12 protein-coding genes are annotated in these 13,425 nt (G+C 62.4%); 7 read left to right on the forward strand and 5 right to left on the reverse strand.

The annotated features are described in order from the left end of the window. Window positions 1-135 precede the first annotated feature (135 nt). Window positions 136-825, forward strand: coding sequence for a CPBP family intramembrane glutamic endopeptidase (locus LWF01_RS14825; RefSeq protein WP_349638135.1), 690 nt, complete (start codon window positions 136-138; stop codon window positions 823-825). 227 nt (window positions 826-1,052) lie between these two features. Then, window positions 1,053-2,078 carry a helix-turn-helix domain-containing protein gene (locus LWF01_RS14830; RefSeq protein ID WP_349638136.1) on the forward strand — a complete coding sequence of 342 codons (1,026 nt, stop codon included), beginning with the start codon at window positions 1,053-1,055 and terminating at the stop codon, window positions 2,076-2,078. Window positions 2,079-2,096: 18 nt separating this feature from the next. Here the strand turns inward: LWF01_RS14830 and LWF01_RS14835 are convergent, their stop codons facing one another. Further along, window positions 2,097-3,332: an MFS transporter gene (locus LWF01_RS14835; protein WP_349638137.1), complete on the reverse strand. Its 1,236-nt coding sequence runs from the start codon at window positions 3,330-3,332 to the stop codon at window positions 2,097-2,099. A gap of 247 nt (window positions 3,333-3,579) precedes the next feature. After that, window positions 3,580-5,058, reverse strand: coding sequence for a glutamate-cysteine ligase family protein (locus LWF01_RS14840; RefSeq protein WP_349638138.1), 1,479 nt, complete (start codon window positions 5,056-5,058; stop codon window positions 3,580-3,582). A gap of 312 nt (window positions 5,059-5,370) precedes the next feature. On the opposite strand from LWF01_RS14840, the gene LWF01_RS14845 reads away from it, so the two are divergent. Beyond that, on the forward strand, window positions 5,371-6,231 hold the full coding sequence (locus LWF01_RS14845; RefSeq protein ID WP_349638139.1) for a transporter substrate-binding domain-containing protein: 861 nt from the start codon (window positions 5,371-5,373) through the stop codon (window positions 6,229-6,231). A gap of 39 nt (window positions 6,232-6,270) precedes the next feature. Here the strand turns inward: LWF01_RS14845 and LWF01_RS14850 are convergent, their stop codons facing one another. From LWF01_RS14850 to LWF01_RS14860, 3 genes are all read right to left on the reverse strand, one after another. Beyond that, entirely contained in the window at window positions 6,271-7,689 is a 1,419-nt protein-coding gene (locus tag LWF01_RS14850) for an amidase (protein WP_349638140.1), read from the reverse strand. 584 nt (window positions 7,690-8,273) lie between these two features. Then, complete coding sequence (locus tag LWF01_RS14855; RefSeq protein ID WP_349638141.1) at window positions 8,274-8,720, reverse strand: hypothetical protein; 447 nt, start codon at window positions 8,718-8,720, stop codon at window positions 8,274-8,276. A 16-nt stretch (window positions 8,721-8,736) separates the two neighbouring features. Next, window positions 8,737-9,960: a hypothetical protein gene (locus LWF01_RS14860; protein WP_349638142.1), complete on the reverse strand. Its 1,224-nt coding sequence runs from the start codon at window positions 9,958-9,960 to the stop codon at window positions 8,737-8,739. Between the two features lie 557 nt (window positions 9,961-10,517). On the opposite strand from LWF01_RS14860, the gene LWF01_RS14865 reads away from it, so the two are divergent. From LWF01_RS14865 to LWF01_RS14880, 4 genes are all read left to right on the forward strand, one after another. Beyond that, window positions 10,518-11,270 carry a PIG-L deacetylase family protein gene (locus tag LWF01_RS14865; protein WP_349638143.1) on the forward strand — a complete coding sequence of 251 codons (753 nt, stop codon included), beginning with the start codon at window positions 10,518-10,520 and terminating at the stop codon, window positions 11,268-11,270. 153 nt (window positions 11,271-11,423) lie between these two features. After that, window positions 11,424-11,612 carry a DUF5302 domain-containing protein gene (locus tag LWF01_RS14870; protein ID WP_349638144.1) on the forward strand — a complete coding sequence of 63 codons (189 nt, stop codon included), beginning with the start codon at window positions 11,424-11,426 and terminating at the stop codon, window positions 11,610-11,612. Between the two features lie 98 nt (window positions 11,613-11,710). Then, the gene (locus LWF01_RS14875; protein WP_349638145.1) at window positions 11,711-12,136 is read left to right on the forward strand and encodes a YciI family protein; all 426 of its coding nucleotides are present in this window, start codon (window positions 11,711-11,713) and stop codon (window positions 12,134-12,136) included. A gap of 22 nt (window positions 12,137-12,158) precedes the next feature. Next, window positions 12,159-13,406 (forward strand): RNA polymerase sigma factor, encoded by a 1,248-nt coding sequence (locus LWF01_RS14880; RefSeq protein ID WP_349638146.1) that lies wholly within the window; start codon window positions 12,159-12,161, stop codon window positions 13,404-13,406. The last annotated feature ends 19 nt before the right edge of the window (window positions 13,407-13,425 follow it).

Consider the following 13,425-nt stretch of genomic DNA (forward strand, 5'->3'; position numbering starts at 1 on the left):
GCATTTAGGGGTCTTTATTACCCCCTACATTGGCAACTTTGCGGACCGTTAGGTCCGTCCAGCGATCGCAGGTAGCGGTGGCCGCCTGGGCTGTCCCCTTGACTGTGCCGCAGTGGCATAGTTTTTGATTGGTTTATGACTATAGATCAGCGCGAGACTCTCGTTCGACGGCCAGCCTGGCTGGAGATCATCATCGGCGTCGCGACATTGGCGGTCGTCGGGTATGGCGGTACCTCCTTATTGTTAGACATTCCCGGGCTGACGCCGGGGGTTGCCGGGGTCATCGCCGGGGTGATGTCCGGCGCGGCCGCGTTCGCTGCCTTTGCACTTGCCGCCGCCGTCAGAGTGCGACAATGGGACGTTTTCGGCGTTCGACGCACAACCCCCAAGTGGTTGCTTCTGGGAGTCGCAGGCGGCGTGATTGCTCTCATCGCGAAGCTCATCCTGGTACCGCTGTTCATTGCCCTCACCAATGCGCCGACGGATACGCAGGCCGACTACGCGGCCAGCTCCCAGGGAGGCCCTCTGCTACTCGTGCTGTCGATCTTCGCTCTCGTAGTGCTGACACCCATCGGCGAGGAGTTCCTGTTCCGCGGTGTCATTTTCACCGGCCTCGCTCGCTACGCCCCGTGGGTCGCGACACTCGGAAGCGCAGCGATCTTCGCAATTATGCATGGCATCAACGTTGTGCTGCCGGCAGCCTTCATCGTTGGAATCCTTGCCGCCGAACTTCGCCGCCGGAGCGGTTCAGTTTGGCCCGGCGTCGTAGTCCATGCCGTGAACAACCTGATCGGCGTGGCGGCCTACGCACTCCTGCCCAGCTGATTTGCTTCACTCCGAGAGAAAAGAGAAAAACGTGCAGACATACAAGATCGGGCATGAAGTTGGCGTGACAGAGGGACCCATGAAGGGCATTTTCGGGATCGTAGTCGGCTTTCAGAAGTCGAGCGGCAAGTACTTAGTCCGCTTCACTGGCCTGCAGCAGCTCTACTACAGCGAAGAGCAGATGTATCCATGGGTCCACGGGGTTTCTCCGTCCTAACCTTCACTCCTTGCGGCTCTTGCCGCCGGATCAGCGGAATAGCAGTAGCTCGCCGTCGGTTGACAAGACCATGGTGATGATCGACTCGGCGATGCCCGTGCAGGAGTGGCCGAGGCGTCCTCGGGTAGACGGAGCTGCTCTAGAACGAATTCTCGCGACGATCGAGCTGCGGCTGATCGCGATGCGCCTCACCACGATCGCGGCATCGGAAATCGTCGCTCTCCCGCGGGGACACGTCGTGCTGGCATACGTCACCGAGGGCAGCGTGCGCGGCATTCCCGCGTTTCGCGACACCTGCACCCTCGACATCGATCGCACGTCGAACACAGTGCGACCCGAGCACGCAGCGCTCGTCGCCGGCGATTCGTTTTTGTCGCTCGGGCATCGCTCGAGCGTCCTCGAGGCCAGGTCGGACGCGACGATCATGGTCATAGAGCTGGCCCTGTCCGAGAGCGCCGACCACATTGCCGCGGTACTCCCCGATTCGATGGCCGTGACCGGCTTTGCCGGCCTCGAACCGGTGGCTGCGGCCCTGGCCGAAGCCCTGGCCGTATCGATGAGGCTGACTCAGCCGAAACCGCCAGAGCTGCGCTCGAGCGACCCGGTGATCTGCCGCATGATGGCAACCACGATACTCCTGTCCGTGATTCGAGCCTGGGCAGAGAACGGGTGCGCGCCGTCGGGCTGGCCCTCCGTCTCAGGCGATCCGTTCCTTGATCGTGTGGTCACCGCCATCCGTAACGAACCGGGTCGCGACTGGACCGTCGACCTGCTGGCGAACCTCGGCGCGATGTCACGTTCAGTCTTCGCCGAGCGGTTCCGCGCTGCTCTGGGCCGAACACCAGCCAGCTATGTAACCGAAGTGCGGATGGACGCCGCCAAAGGGATGTTGGCTGCCGGACGCTCCGTCTCAGATGTCTCCCGGAGCGCCGGCTACGCCTCCGACGAAGGCTTCAGCCGCGCGTTCCGCCGCTCGACTGGCATGACGCCCTCGGCCTGGCGCGCCAGCCGTTCACCGGCCGGGATTGGCAGCTGAGCTGTCGTCGCTGCGTATTCACCCGAAGTCGACCTTCGCGGGCTTCCGCTGCGACGCTCCGAACAGTACCGAACCGGCGACGAGCGCGACCGCGCCCGCCACGTACACCGCCTCCACCCCGAGCGCGTCGACGAACAGTCCGCCAATACCTGCAGCGACCATAATTCCGGCCTGGAACCCGACGACGACCAGGCCTCCGCCGGCCTCGAGTCGGTCCGGCATCCGGCGCCCGACCCAGGTGTTCACCACGATCAGCCACGAGGCGAAGAAGAACCCCCATGCGAAGGTCACTGCGCCGATGCCGACTACCGAAGTCGAGAGCACGAGCATTGCTGCGACCAGCGCGGCGACCGCCAGCGGTACGACGATCGAGACGACCCGCAGCGCGCGATCGATCACCAAGCCGACTACGAGGTTCCCGAGCACACCGCCCACCCCGTACATGGCGAGTAGCAGGACGATCGTGCCGGCGTTGATTGCAACGCCCGAGGCATCTTGCACTCGCTCCAAGGCCAATCGGACGTATGTGTAGGCGAGCGAGTGTCCCAGCACGACCAGAAAGTGGCCGGTGAGCCCGATCGCCGTCCCGGGTCGGCGCAGCGTATTCCACAGTACGGAGAAGCTCGCGGCCTGCTCGGCCGGCACACTCGGCAGCAGCGTGCGCAGCGCGATGGCGAGCACCCCGGTCGCTACACCAGCGACGATGAAGACCGCTCGCCAGTCGACGAGCTCGCTCAGCAGGACCCCGAGCGGCACGCCGGCGACGGTCGCGACCGACACGCCCCCTGCGGAAAACATCACGGCACGTCCTAGATTGGCGGGACCCGCGATGCGCGAGACGACGGTGATCGACATCGACCAGAATCCGGAGAGCGCCGCCCCCAGCAGGAATCGGGCCATGAGTACGACAGCGAAGTTCGGCGCGAACGCGACCAAGAGGTTCGACGCTGCAGCAGCGATCGCCATCCACACCAGCAGGGATCTACGATCTAGCCGAGGGAAGATCAGACCGATGGTCGGGGCCACGATCAAGCCGACGAGGGCAGTGACAGTCACCATCTGACCGGCCTGGCCTGGGGTGATGTCGAGTGCGACAGCGAGCTCGGTGAGGATGCCCCCGGGCAGGAACTCCGCGGTCACGAGCAGGAAGCTCATGAGCATGATCACCACGAGCGCTCCGTAGCGGATGCGCTGTGCGCCGGCGGCTGGAATCGTGTCGATGGTCGCCGTACTTGTCATGTCTCCATTTGTCATGTTTCTACGCTCGCAGCACCCTGGGGTTGCTCGCCCGACCGTACGTCTGAAGCACCCGATCTTTTGTCCGGACCAGCCCCCGTGATGAGGCATTCGGCCTCGCGGCTCCAGGCGAAACGGTCCAGTTTCTGGGCCATGCCAGGGCGAAACGGTCCGGAATCTTGCATTTAGGGGTCTTTATAAGCCCCTACATTGGCAACTTTGCGGACCGTTTCGCCGAACCAAAGGGACCGTTTCGCTGGTGGCCTCAGCCCGGCAGCGGCCAAGTGTGCACCGGCTGGTTGGACCGGGAGTGCCCGGCGTACAGCCTGGTGAGTTCGGTCAGCGCGTCTTTCCGGTCCATGCCGTTGGCCTCCAGCCGCTCCAGGCAGTCGAGCTGCCACTGCGCGCCATTCTGGTTGCTGGTGGCGCGATCGTGCAGGATGCCCAGGTACTTGGTCACCAGGTCCTCGTCGACGTTAAGCGCCCGGAGTCCCTTCGCCGCCATCGGCAGCAAGAGCTTAACGATCAGCTCGTCAACGGGCACGTTACCGACCCCAGGCCAATACACCTGGGCGCCCAGGCCATCGCGGGCACAGGCAATGAAGTTCTCCTCCGCGCTCGAGAACGACATCCGGCTCCACAGCGGCCGATCTTCGCGCTGCAGCGACTCGACCAGACCGAAGTAGAACGCGGCATTGGCGACCGTGTCGATCAACGTCGGGCCGGCCGGCAGCACCCGGTTTTCCACCCGCAGGTGTGGCTTGTCTGTGCCGGGATCATAGATCGGCCGGTTCCAGCGGTACACCGTGCCGTTATGCAGCCGTAGCTCATGGGCCACCGGCGCGCCGGATTCGGTGAACTCCGGGGTGTCCTGGTCCTCGCGGAGTTCCGGAAGCAGAGCCGGGAAGTAGCGCACGTTCTCTTCAAGCAGATCGAAAATTGAGGTGATCCACCGCTCGCCGAACCACACCCTGGGTCGCACGCCCTGATTCTGCATCTCAGGCGCGCGGGTGTCGATAGCCTGCTTGATCAGCTCCACCCTGGTTTCGTGCCAGAGCCGCTTGCCGAGGAAAAGCGGCGAATTGGCCGCAAGTGCCAGCTGTGGACCGGCGATGATCTGCGAGGCGTTCCACGCCCCCGGAAAGCGGCGCGGCGATACCTGGAGGTGGAACTGCACCGAAGTGCACGCAGCCTCGGGTGCCACGGAGCCCATGAAAACGCTCAGGTCCTCGTCGCCATGGATGTCCAGCTCCACGTCCTCGCCGCGGGCCTGTAGTACCGACTCATTGAGCGCCTCATAGCGCTTCCCGGGACTCATCCAGTCTTCGCTTTGCAGAAGTTCACGGGTCAGCGTAGGCAGCGTGCCTACCAGCAGCAGCGCAGACTCCGCATCCGCTGCCTTGGCGGCAGCCGCATCCAGCCGGTCCTTCAGTCCCTGCTCCAACTGGGCCAGGCCATCGCCATTAATGGAGAGCACGGGATAGTTGAGCTCGATATTGAACGCGCCGAGCTCCGTCTGGAACGATTCGTCGGCAATGTTGTCGAGGACTTGCGCGTTGCGCAGGGACGGCTGGAAGCCTTCGTCGACCAGATTGATTTCCATCTCGAGACCGATAGTTCCCTCATCCACGAAACTCTCCGTGGTCAGGAACTTCGCGAAATCGTCGAGGTTGTGCTGCAAACGTTCCCGATAGCGGGTGCGCTGTTGCCGGCTGAATGATTTGGAACTTATTTCCTCGCCCATAGTGAAACCAAACCACATCCGAGCCGGAATCCCTACACCGGCTTGGCGGCTGAAATCAGGTCTGAGACAGGTCCCACTGTCGGACATCATCACCCACAGGTAATCCGGCGCCGCATCCTTCCCCGCGGGCGCTTTGCCTCCGGCTCCAACTGCCGATTCCGCCATCTGGGCTGCACCCGTATTGCGCAGTCAGCCGAATTAAGCTGACTGTCGTAGCCAGTTAACCGCTTCGGGTGGGACGACTCAGCTGCATGGCGCGCTTCCCTATCCAGGCATGAAGATATGCAGGCACTGAAGATCAAAGGAGATCCAATGAACTCGACCCGGCTGGTTGCAGCGATATTCGCGGCATCCCTGCTGAGCCTTGCAGGTTGCACGCAGGCCCAGGAGGCCGAGACGCCCACCGCCAGCGGCGCGTCATCCGCCGATGCCAAGGGCGGATCAACGGGCTCAACGGGTCCCGACGGTGCGTCCCGGCTGGACGCGGTGAAGGAGAGCGGAAAACTGAAGGTCTGCACCACCGGCGACTACCGGCCTTTCACTTACCTGGATCCAAAGTCGGAAGCGTGGAGCGGCATCGACATAGACCTGGCTAAGGATCTTGCCGAGCGGCTTGATGTGGAGCCGGAGTTCATCCAGACCAGCTGGTCCGAACTGATGCCGGACTTCCTGGAAAATTGCGATATCGCGGTTGGCGGAGTCTCGATCAGCACCGAGCGCGCCGAGCAGGCCTTCTTCACGGACGCCACCCTGACCGAAGGCAAAACGCCGATCACCCGCTGCGAGGATGTTAGCAAGTACGACACGATCGAAGAGATCAATCGGCCCGGCGTCAAAGCGATCACCCCGTTAGGCGGCACCAACGAGGTCTTTGCCGACGAAAACTACCCCAAGGCAGAGATCATCAGATTCAAGGACAACAACACGATCTTCGACGAGATCCTCCAGGGCCGGGCAGACGTGATGACCACCGACGCCTCGGAGACCAAGTGGGTGGCGCACGAGAAGAAGGGCCTGTGCGCTGTACACCCGGACAAACCGTTCAATTTCAGCCAGAAGGCCTTCATGGTGCCGCGCGGAGACGTCGTCTTTCAGGAGTACGTCAACCAGTGGCTGAACTTCGCGAAACACGACGGCACCTATGCCGCGGCGGAGAAGCCGTGGTTCGGCTAGGCATTCCGGCCATGGTCAGCGCAATCTCTGCGACGTACCCTAGCCTGCCGTGACGACCGGCGGCAGGCCGAAGGGTTCGGCGAGCGCGTAGGCATTGGCGGCCTGCATCAGCAGCGCGTCCTCGTGCCGGGCGGCCACCAGTTGCAGGCCGATCGGCAGTCCGGTCGAGGTGAGCCCGCACGGCACGCTGATCGCGGGCTGCTGGGTGAGGTTGAACGGGTAACTGAACGGCGTCCAGTCCGTCCAGCGCTTCATTCCCGAGCCGACCGGCACCTCCTCCCCGATCTCGAAGGCGGGGATCGGAACGCTCGGCGTGGCCAGCAGGTCATACCTCTCGTGGAAGGATCCCATCGCCATCCCGAGGCTTGCCCGCACCGCATTCGCGTCAACGTAGTTCCTGGCGGAGTAGCTGCGCCCTTCCTCTGCTATCTCCAGCAGATTCGGGTCGATCTCGTTCAGGCGTTCCCGGGGATAGCCGTCAACCACCTTGGCCGCGCCCGAGAACCACAGCACATGGTAGGCCCACTGAGCGTCCGGGAACGACACATCGACGTCGTCTACCCTGGCGCCGAGTGCCCGAAGCACCTCGACTGCCCGGGCAGAAGCCGCGGCGACTTCCGGATCGACATCGGCCAATCCGCTTCCGCGGCAGTAGCCGATCCGCAGATCCTTGACCCCCTTGTCCAGAACGCTCGTGTATGACAGGGCCGGGCGCGGCATCGCCGACCAGTCCCTGCTGTCGAAGCCGGACAGCACATCGAGCAGCAGCGCGTTATCCGCAACCGTCTTCGTCATCGGCCCCGCGTGCGACAGCGTGCCGAACGGGCTCGGCGGATAGACGGGCACCGCTCCATACGTCGGCTTGATGCCGACAACACCGGAAAACGCGGCCGGGATCCTGACCGACCCGCCGCCATCGGTGCCGACAGATAGGGGTCCCATTCCGAGTGCAGGGGCGACAGCCGATCCACCGCTTGAGCCTCCGGACGTCTTGGTGGAATCCCAGGGATTGCCGGTGTTCCCGGTCAGCGGGTTGTCGGTCACGCCCTTCCAACCGAATTCCGGCGTGGTTGTCTTTCCGAGCAGTACCGCTCCCGCCTCACGCATCCTGGCGGTTACCGGCGCATCCTCATTCCAGGCCGCGTCGGCGTCGATAAGTTTCGAACCGCGGAGCGTCGGCCAGCCCTTGGTCAGCAACAGGTCTTTGATACTCGACGGGACACCATCGAGCTTGCCGACCGGCGTACCGGCCCGCCAGCGCTGTTCCGACTCACGCGCCTGCCGCAGAGCGGATTCCGCGTCTACAAGGCAGAACGCATTGAACTCGGGGTTGAATTTGGAAATCCGGTCAAGCGCGGCAGTCGTGGCCTCAACCGGCGACACCTCTTTGCTGCGGTAGGCCGTGAGCAGCTCGGTTGCGGTCCAGTCGGCCAGATCAGTACGGACATGCTCGGGCACTTGGCGCGCCTCCCCTTCAATGGGTGATGGTGATCTTCTCCAACCTGTCGAAGAGCGAGACATATTGTCAACAATTTTCGAAAACTTCTTGGTGGCGGATCGGCTGCCGGATTCCCTCGTCAATTTTTTTGATGATCACAGACGTCAGGGGTTGTCACTGGTCAGTGACGGCCTGTCGCTCACCGGAGATTCCGTCGCTGCTGCCTTGCACACATACGTGCAGTGGTCCGTCGGCCAGCCCCGTGAGATGGCCTCATCGGTCCTGCTGAAGTGGGTGCAGGAGCTAGCCGCGATCCCCGAGTCAACCCGTTGTCGCCGGAAGACGCACGTCTGCATCGCATCCGTGGGAGCGACCCTAAGCATACGATAGGCCAGCTTGAAGGACCGCGAGCCGCTGCTGCCTGCACTGGACATCCTGGCGCAGATGCCCAGCAGCCAACCCGCGTTCATCCATAAACGAGGGGAAGTGCGCCGCTGAAAATCTGTGGGTTGTCCGGCATCAGCAACACCTTCGGGATGGGCAGATGCAGAGACAACGGTCGGCCATGGTGCGACGCCCATGGCCGACCGTCGCAAGATCAGCTTTAGACGGGGGCACCGCCGAGCGGAGACACCATGATGCGGCCGATACCAGCAGCGATTGCACCGGCGGCCAGTGCAATAAGAGCAGCTGTGACAATCGGAGGTAGCGAGAGCGTCAGTGCGAGGACGATCCACATGAGTGCCACGACCCCGGTAGCAACCGCTCCCACAATTACCAGCGCCTTCGGAAGAGTTGATCCCCGTGACGCTGCCCACTTGAGACCTTCGCGAACACCAAGACCCGCCAGGGCACCGAATACGGCTCCAACGATGCATGCTGCGACGTTAGCGACTACGGCATCCATGGCGTACATCTTCGAGTCGGGGTGCATGATGATCGACCACAGTGTGAGTGAGCCCATGTAGATGAGTCCGCCAAGCAGTCCGATTGTTGCTCCGATTAGTGATGCGCGGAGTCTGGTGGCCCATGGTTTTAGTCGGAAGTTCATCGTTTTCTCCTAGGGCTCATAGGGTGGACTTGTTGACTTTTGCTGATTTGCACGCGCCAGCTACCAGACAGGTGAAGGATTTCGCTGCCTTCTTGTAAACAAAATAGAACGGTCCGTCGTCGCGCGACCGATATACTTCATGATGTGGCGCTTGACGGTGGCTCCCTGCGACCTTGTAACCACCGTACTTCGATAGGGTCACGTCCATGTTGTACTTGATGGCTCCGGTGTAACAGAACGGGTTACCGACTGAGTGATTGATTCTGACTTTTGCCCTGGTTGCGGACCGGCTTTTCACAAGGACCTTAATGCCTTTGCTTCCGGCGTTACGTGTTCCCACAAGCTTCCCGGACGTGTTGTACGAGTGGGTGTCTTGAACTCGCTTACCGGCCGTCACACTTGCGCTTTTGCCAAATGTCGCATTGACCTGAACTCGGGTGCGGTAGCTACGTGCAGTTGCCGAGTAGCCGCGGTCATCTCCTCCATATCGACGATCTTTGAGTTCGCACATGAATGTCTTGACGGTTTTGCTGCTGATAAAGGTGGTGTATCGCAGCGTTGCCTTTGAGGTTGATTTCGCCTTCGCCGCGGAAACAAACTGTTCAGCTGCGCCTTTGGCGGCAGATAGTCTAGAAGCTAAAACCCCGATAGAAATCGGTCCGGGTTCGTTGTCAGGTTCCACTTGCGATTCGATAATCTCCGGAACTTCAGTCTCTGGCTGCGGTAGCCAGATGATTGGTGGTTCGGCGACTACCGGGTCTTGAGGTGAGGAGACTGGGCCCTCAGGCGCTTCCACGCCCGTTCCTACATCTTCAGGTGCTTCATAATCATCGGTTGAAGCGGTGGTAACTACGTAGTCATATTCTACACCTGCCACTGCCGTCGTGTCTGTGAAGTTCAGATCGCTGGTAGTACCAATGACTTCATCGTTTCTGGTGACGGTGAATGGCTCGGTCTTGTGTGTTACGTCCTCCCAGAAAAGCCTGACAGCCTCGGCGCTGGCGACCGATGAGATCGCGGGCAATGGATCAGTTGTGTCGTCGGCTTCGGCATACATTACCGCGGGTGCGCCCAGGTACGACACGACTTTCAAGTCCGCTTCCCCTTCGGGAACGGTGGTCGTAGTCAACACGGTTTGGCCGGCAACGATGGATACTTTTGTTCCGTCCGTCACCAGACGGGAACCGTCTGGATTTTCGCCAGGGGTAGCTGCCATGGCAGGTAAACCGCCAGCGAGCATTAGCGATCCCACTCCCAGTAGCAGAAGTGGGATCGTCTTTATTCTATTTTTCAACGCCGTCTCTTTCGGACTCAAGCAAATGGGGACTGTTAAACAATGCCCGACTCAAACACGTTCCACCTGGTATCCAGCTACTTCGTACCCAAAGCGTTACTTCCGCTCAGTACTCTTACAGCTGACCGACGTATCGCCCGGCAGCCTCCACAGGCCAAGAAGAAATCGCCTGCCTGATGTTTCCGGGGTTCTGCTGGCGCGATTATTCCGTAGTTGTTCGTCGCAGTTGGATTTGTCGTAGGTGGCGCACGGTCCAGGTGCGCTGGCGGTGACTTCTGTGAGCAAGTCCTGACGGACGCAACGGTCTGTGAGGTGGACCGCTTCAGCTGCAAGGGAACGGACAGCGTCGCGAGAAGACCCAGTGCTACGGTTTTGGTGGATATCTGCCAGTCGGTGCGGCAAGCTGGTCACAGTTCACTTGAGCTGTACCCGCCGGAGCGAACGGGCCTCCCCCGCGGTGCACCGGCCTCGAGGAGATGGGGCACCCGAGCGATGGCGCAACGATGAGTCGGAAGATTCGAGACACCGACGCGCGGAAACCCGGCACTCCCGAAACCGTGTGGAACAAATGGGGCCGCGACTTCCCCGAGCTGTCCTTGCAAGACTGCACGGAACTTATCGTGATCGCGCCTCACCCCGACGACGAAGTACTTGGCGTGGGCGGGCTTATCGCCCTGGCGCGGGCCAACGAGATCCCGGTGCGGGTCATCGCTGTCACCGACGGCGCCGACACTCTCGCCGCCGCCCCGTCCCTGACCCAATCCCAGGTTGTTGAGGCCACGGCTGCGGAAACTGCCGATGCGCTCGCCGTGCTCGGGGTGGATCCCCCGGTCCGGCTGGGCTTCACCGAGGGCTCCCTCGTGCACGAGGAAACCACCCTGGTTTCTGCTCTAGAGGTAGTGCTTGAGGATGCCGATCCACAGGCGTGGTGCCTGACCACCTGGCGCTCCGACGGACAACCGGACCACGAAGCAACCGGCCGGGCAACGCTGATTGCCTGCGACCGGCTCGGAATCCGTGCGCTCGAGTATCCAATCTGGATGTGGCACTGGGCCTACCCCGACCATCCGGACGTGCCGTGGGACTGGGCCGCACAGCTCGTGCTGCCCGGTGACGTTCACCAGCTCAAAGGCACCGCTATCCAGCAGTTCTGCTCGCTGCTCAGCGTCGAGGACGACTCCGGAGAATCGACGCCGGCGCTGCCGAAACACGTCCTGGAGCGGCTATGGCGAATGACCGAGATGGTCTTCGGCTGACTGCGGCCCTTCCCGGAAGAGCGACCGCATTGTGCCTGGCGACCGCGGCGTTCGGTTCCGAAATACAGGCCAGGCGCCAAAAAGCGGAGCGGGGATGGCTGATTGCCGGTTACCGTTGATAGTCATCTGCACGAGCTTTCCAAGGAGATTCAAATGTCGAACAAAAACTCCAAGCCCACCGGCCCGAGCGAAGAGATGAAGAAGAAGTTCAAAGAGGTGCTCGACGCCAAGAACGATCGCAATACGAAGGATCCAAACGGTCCTGTCCAGGGTGATTCGAAGGTGCACGAGGCGCACGGCCCGGCCGACCACAAGCGGGAATTCCGTCGCAAGAGCGGCTAAGGAAACTTTCTTGACACGCTTGTCGATCCGGGCGCGCACCGTTCGACGTGATAGCAGAGGGACGCACTCCCGCTCTCTCACTACTCAAGGAGAATCCGATGAAGTACATGCTGATTATGCGTTCGACCGATCAGGCGCGCGAAGCGTACGAGCAGGTCCCCTTCCAGGAGATCATCGAAAAAATGGGCGCCTACAACGAGTCACTGATCAAGGCGGGTGTGCTACTCGCCGGCGAAGGACTCGCTGACGAAATGACCGAGAACTTCGTCGTCGACTTCTCGACGGACCCTCCGGTGGTTACCGACGGCCCCTACGGTGAGACGCACGAGCTTTTCAACGGTTTCTGGATCATCCAGACCTCGTCCAAGGAAGAGGCTGCCGAGTGGGCCAGCCGCTGCCCGCTCGGGCCGGGCTCAAAGCTCGAGGTGCGCCGGGTCAACGAGATGGACGACTTCGCCGAGTTCGCAGACACCGATGCGATCAAGAAGGAAGCGGCATGGCGGGCGGAGCGAGGCCAGGAGTGATTCCGCCAGCCGGGATCCGGGCATGACTTCGGTTCCGCGCACGGTCGAGGCCGTCTGGCGGATCGAGAGCGCCCACATCGTCGGGACCCTGGCCAGGGTGACCGGCGATGTGGGCCTCGCCGAGGATCTCGCTCAGGAGGCTGTCGTCGATGCGCTCGCTCAATGGCCGGTCTCGGGCGTCCCGCAGAAGCCGGCCGCCTGGCTCACGGCCGTCGCAAAGCGCAAGGCGATTGACGGATGGCGCCGCCGTGAGCGGCTCGATGAGCGCTACCGCCAGCTCGCTCAGCAGCTGGAGGCCGATCCGTCGGGAATGGAAGGCATCGCATCCGACGCGTGGGAGCCGATCGACGACGACGTGTTGCGCCTGGTGTTCACGGCATGCCATCCGGTGCTCGGCCGCGAAGCCCAGATCGCGCTGACCCTGAGGATCATCGGTGGTCTCACCACCGAGGAGATCGCCCGGATGTTCCTGGTGCCGGTGGCAACCATTCAGCAGAGGATCGTCCGGGCGAAGAAGACGCTGTCCGCTGCGAACGTCGCGTTCGAGGTTCCCGACCCGAACGAGTGGCGGGAGCGGCTTGCCTCCGTGCTCGGCGTCGTCTATCTGATCTTCACCGAGGGGTACGCGGCCACATCAGGTGAAAGGTGGATTCGCGCAGAGCTCGCAAACGAAGGACTCCGCGTCGGACGAGTGCTCGCCGGACTCATGCCGCGCGAGCCCGAGGTGCACGCACTCGTCGCCCTGATGGAACTCCAGGCCTCGCGGTTCGGCGCCCGGTTACAGCCGGACGGCACGCCGATCCTGCTTGCCGACCAGGACCGGAGCCGTTGGGATCGAGCGCAGATCGGCCGAGGATGCGCGGCGCTCGCCCGCGCAGACGCGCTCGGCCGAGGACGAGGCAGCTACGCCCTGCAAGCTGCGATCGCCGAATGCCATGCCACGGCTGCGCACTTCGGCGACACGGACTGGGAGCACATCGTCGTACTCTACGAGGCGCTCGGCAGAGTCGCGCCCAGCCCGATTGTGGAACTCAACAGGGCTGCGGCGGTCTCGATGGCGACTGGCCCCGCGTCGGCCCTGCTCCTTGTAGACCGGCTCGCCGCCGGGGGCGCACTTCGCGGCACACACCTCCTGCCGAGCGTCCGTGGCGAGCTACTGGCCCGGCTCGGCCGCACCGCGGAGGCCCGCTCCGAGTTCACGACTGCGGCATCCCTTACCGCCAATATTCGTGAACGCGACGTCTTGCTCGCCAAGGCCACCGCGCTCTGACAAGCCGCGACAGCGTTAC

The organism is Saxibacter everestensis, from assembly GCF_025787225.1.
GTDB lineage: Bacteria > Actinomycetota > Actinomycetes > Actinomycetales > Brevibacteriaceae > Saxibacter > Saxibacter everestensis.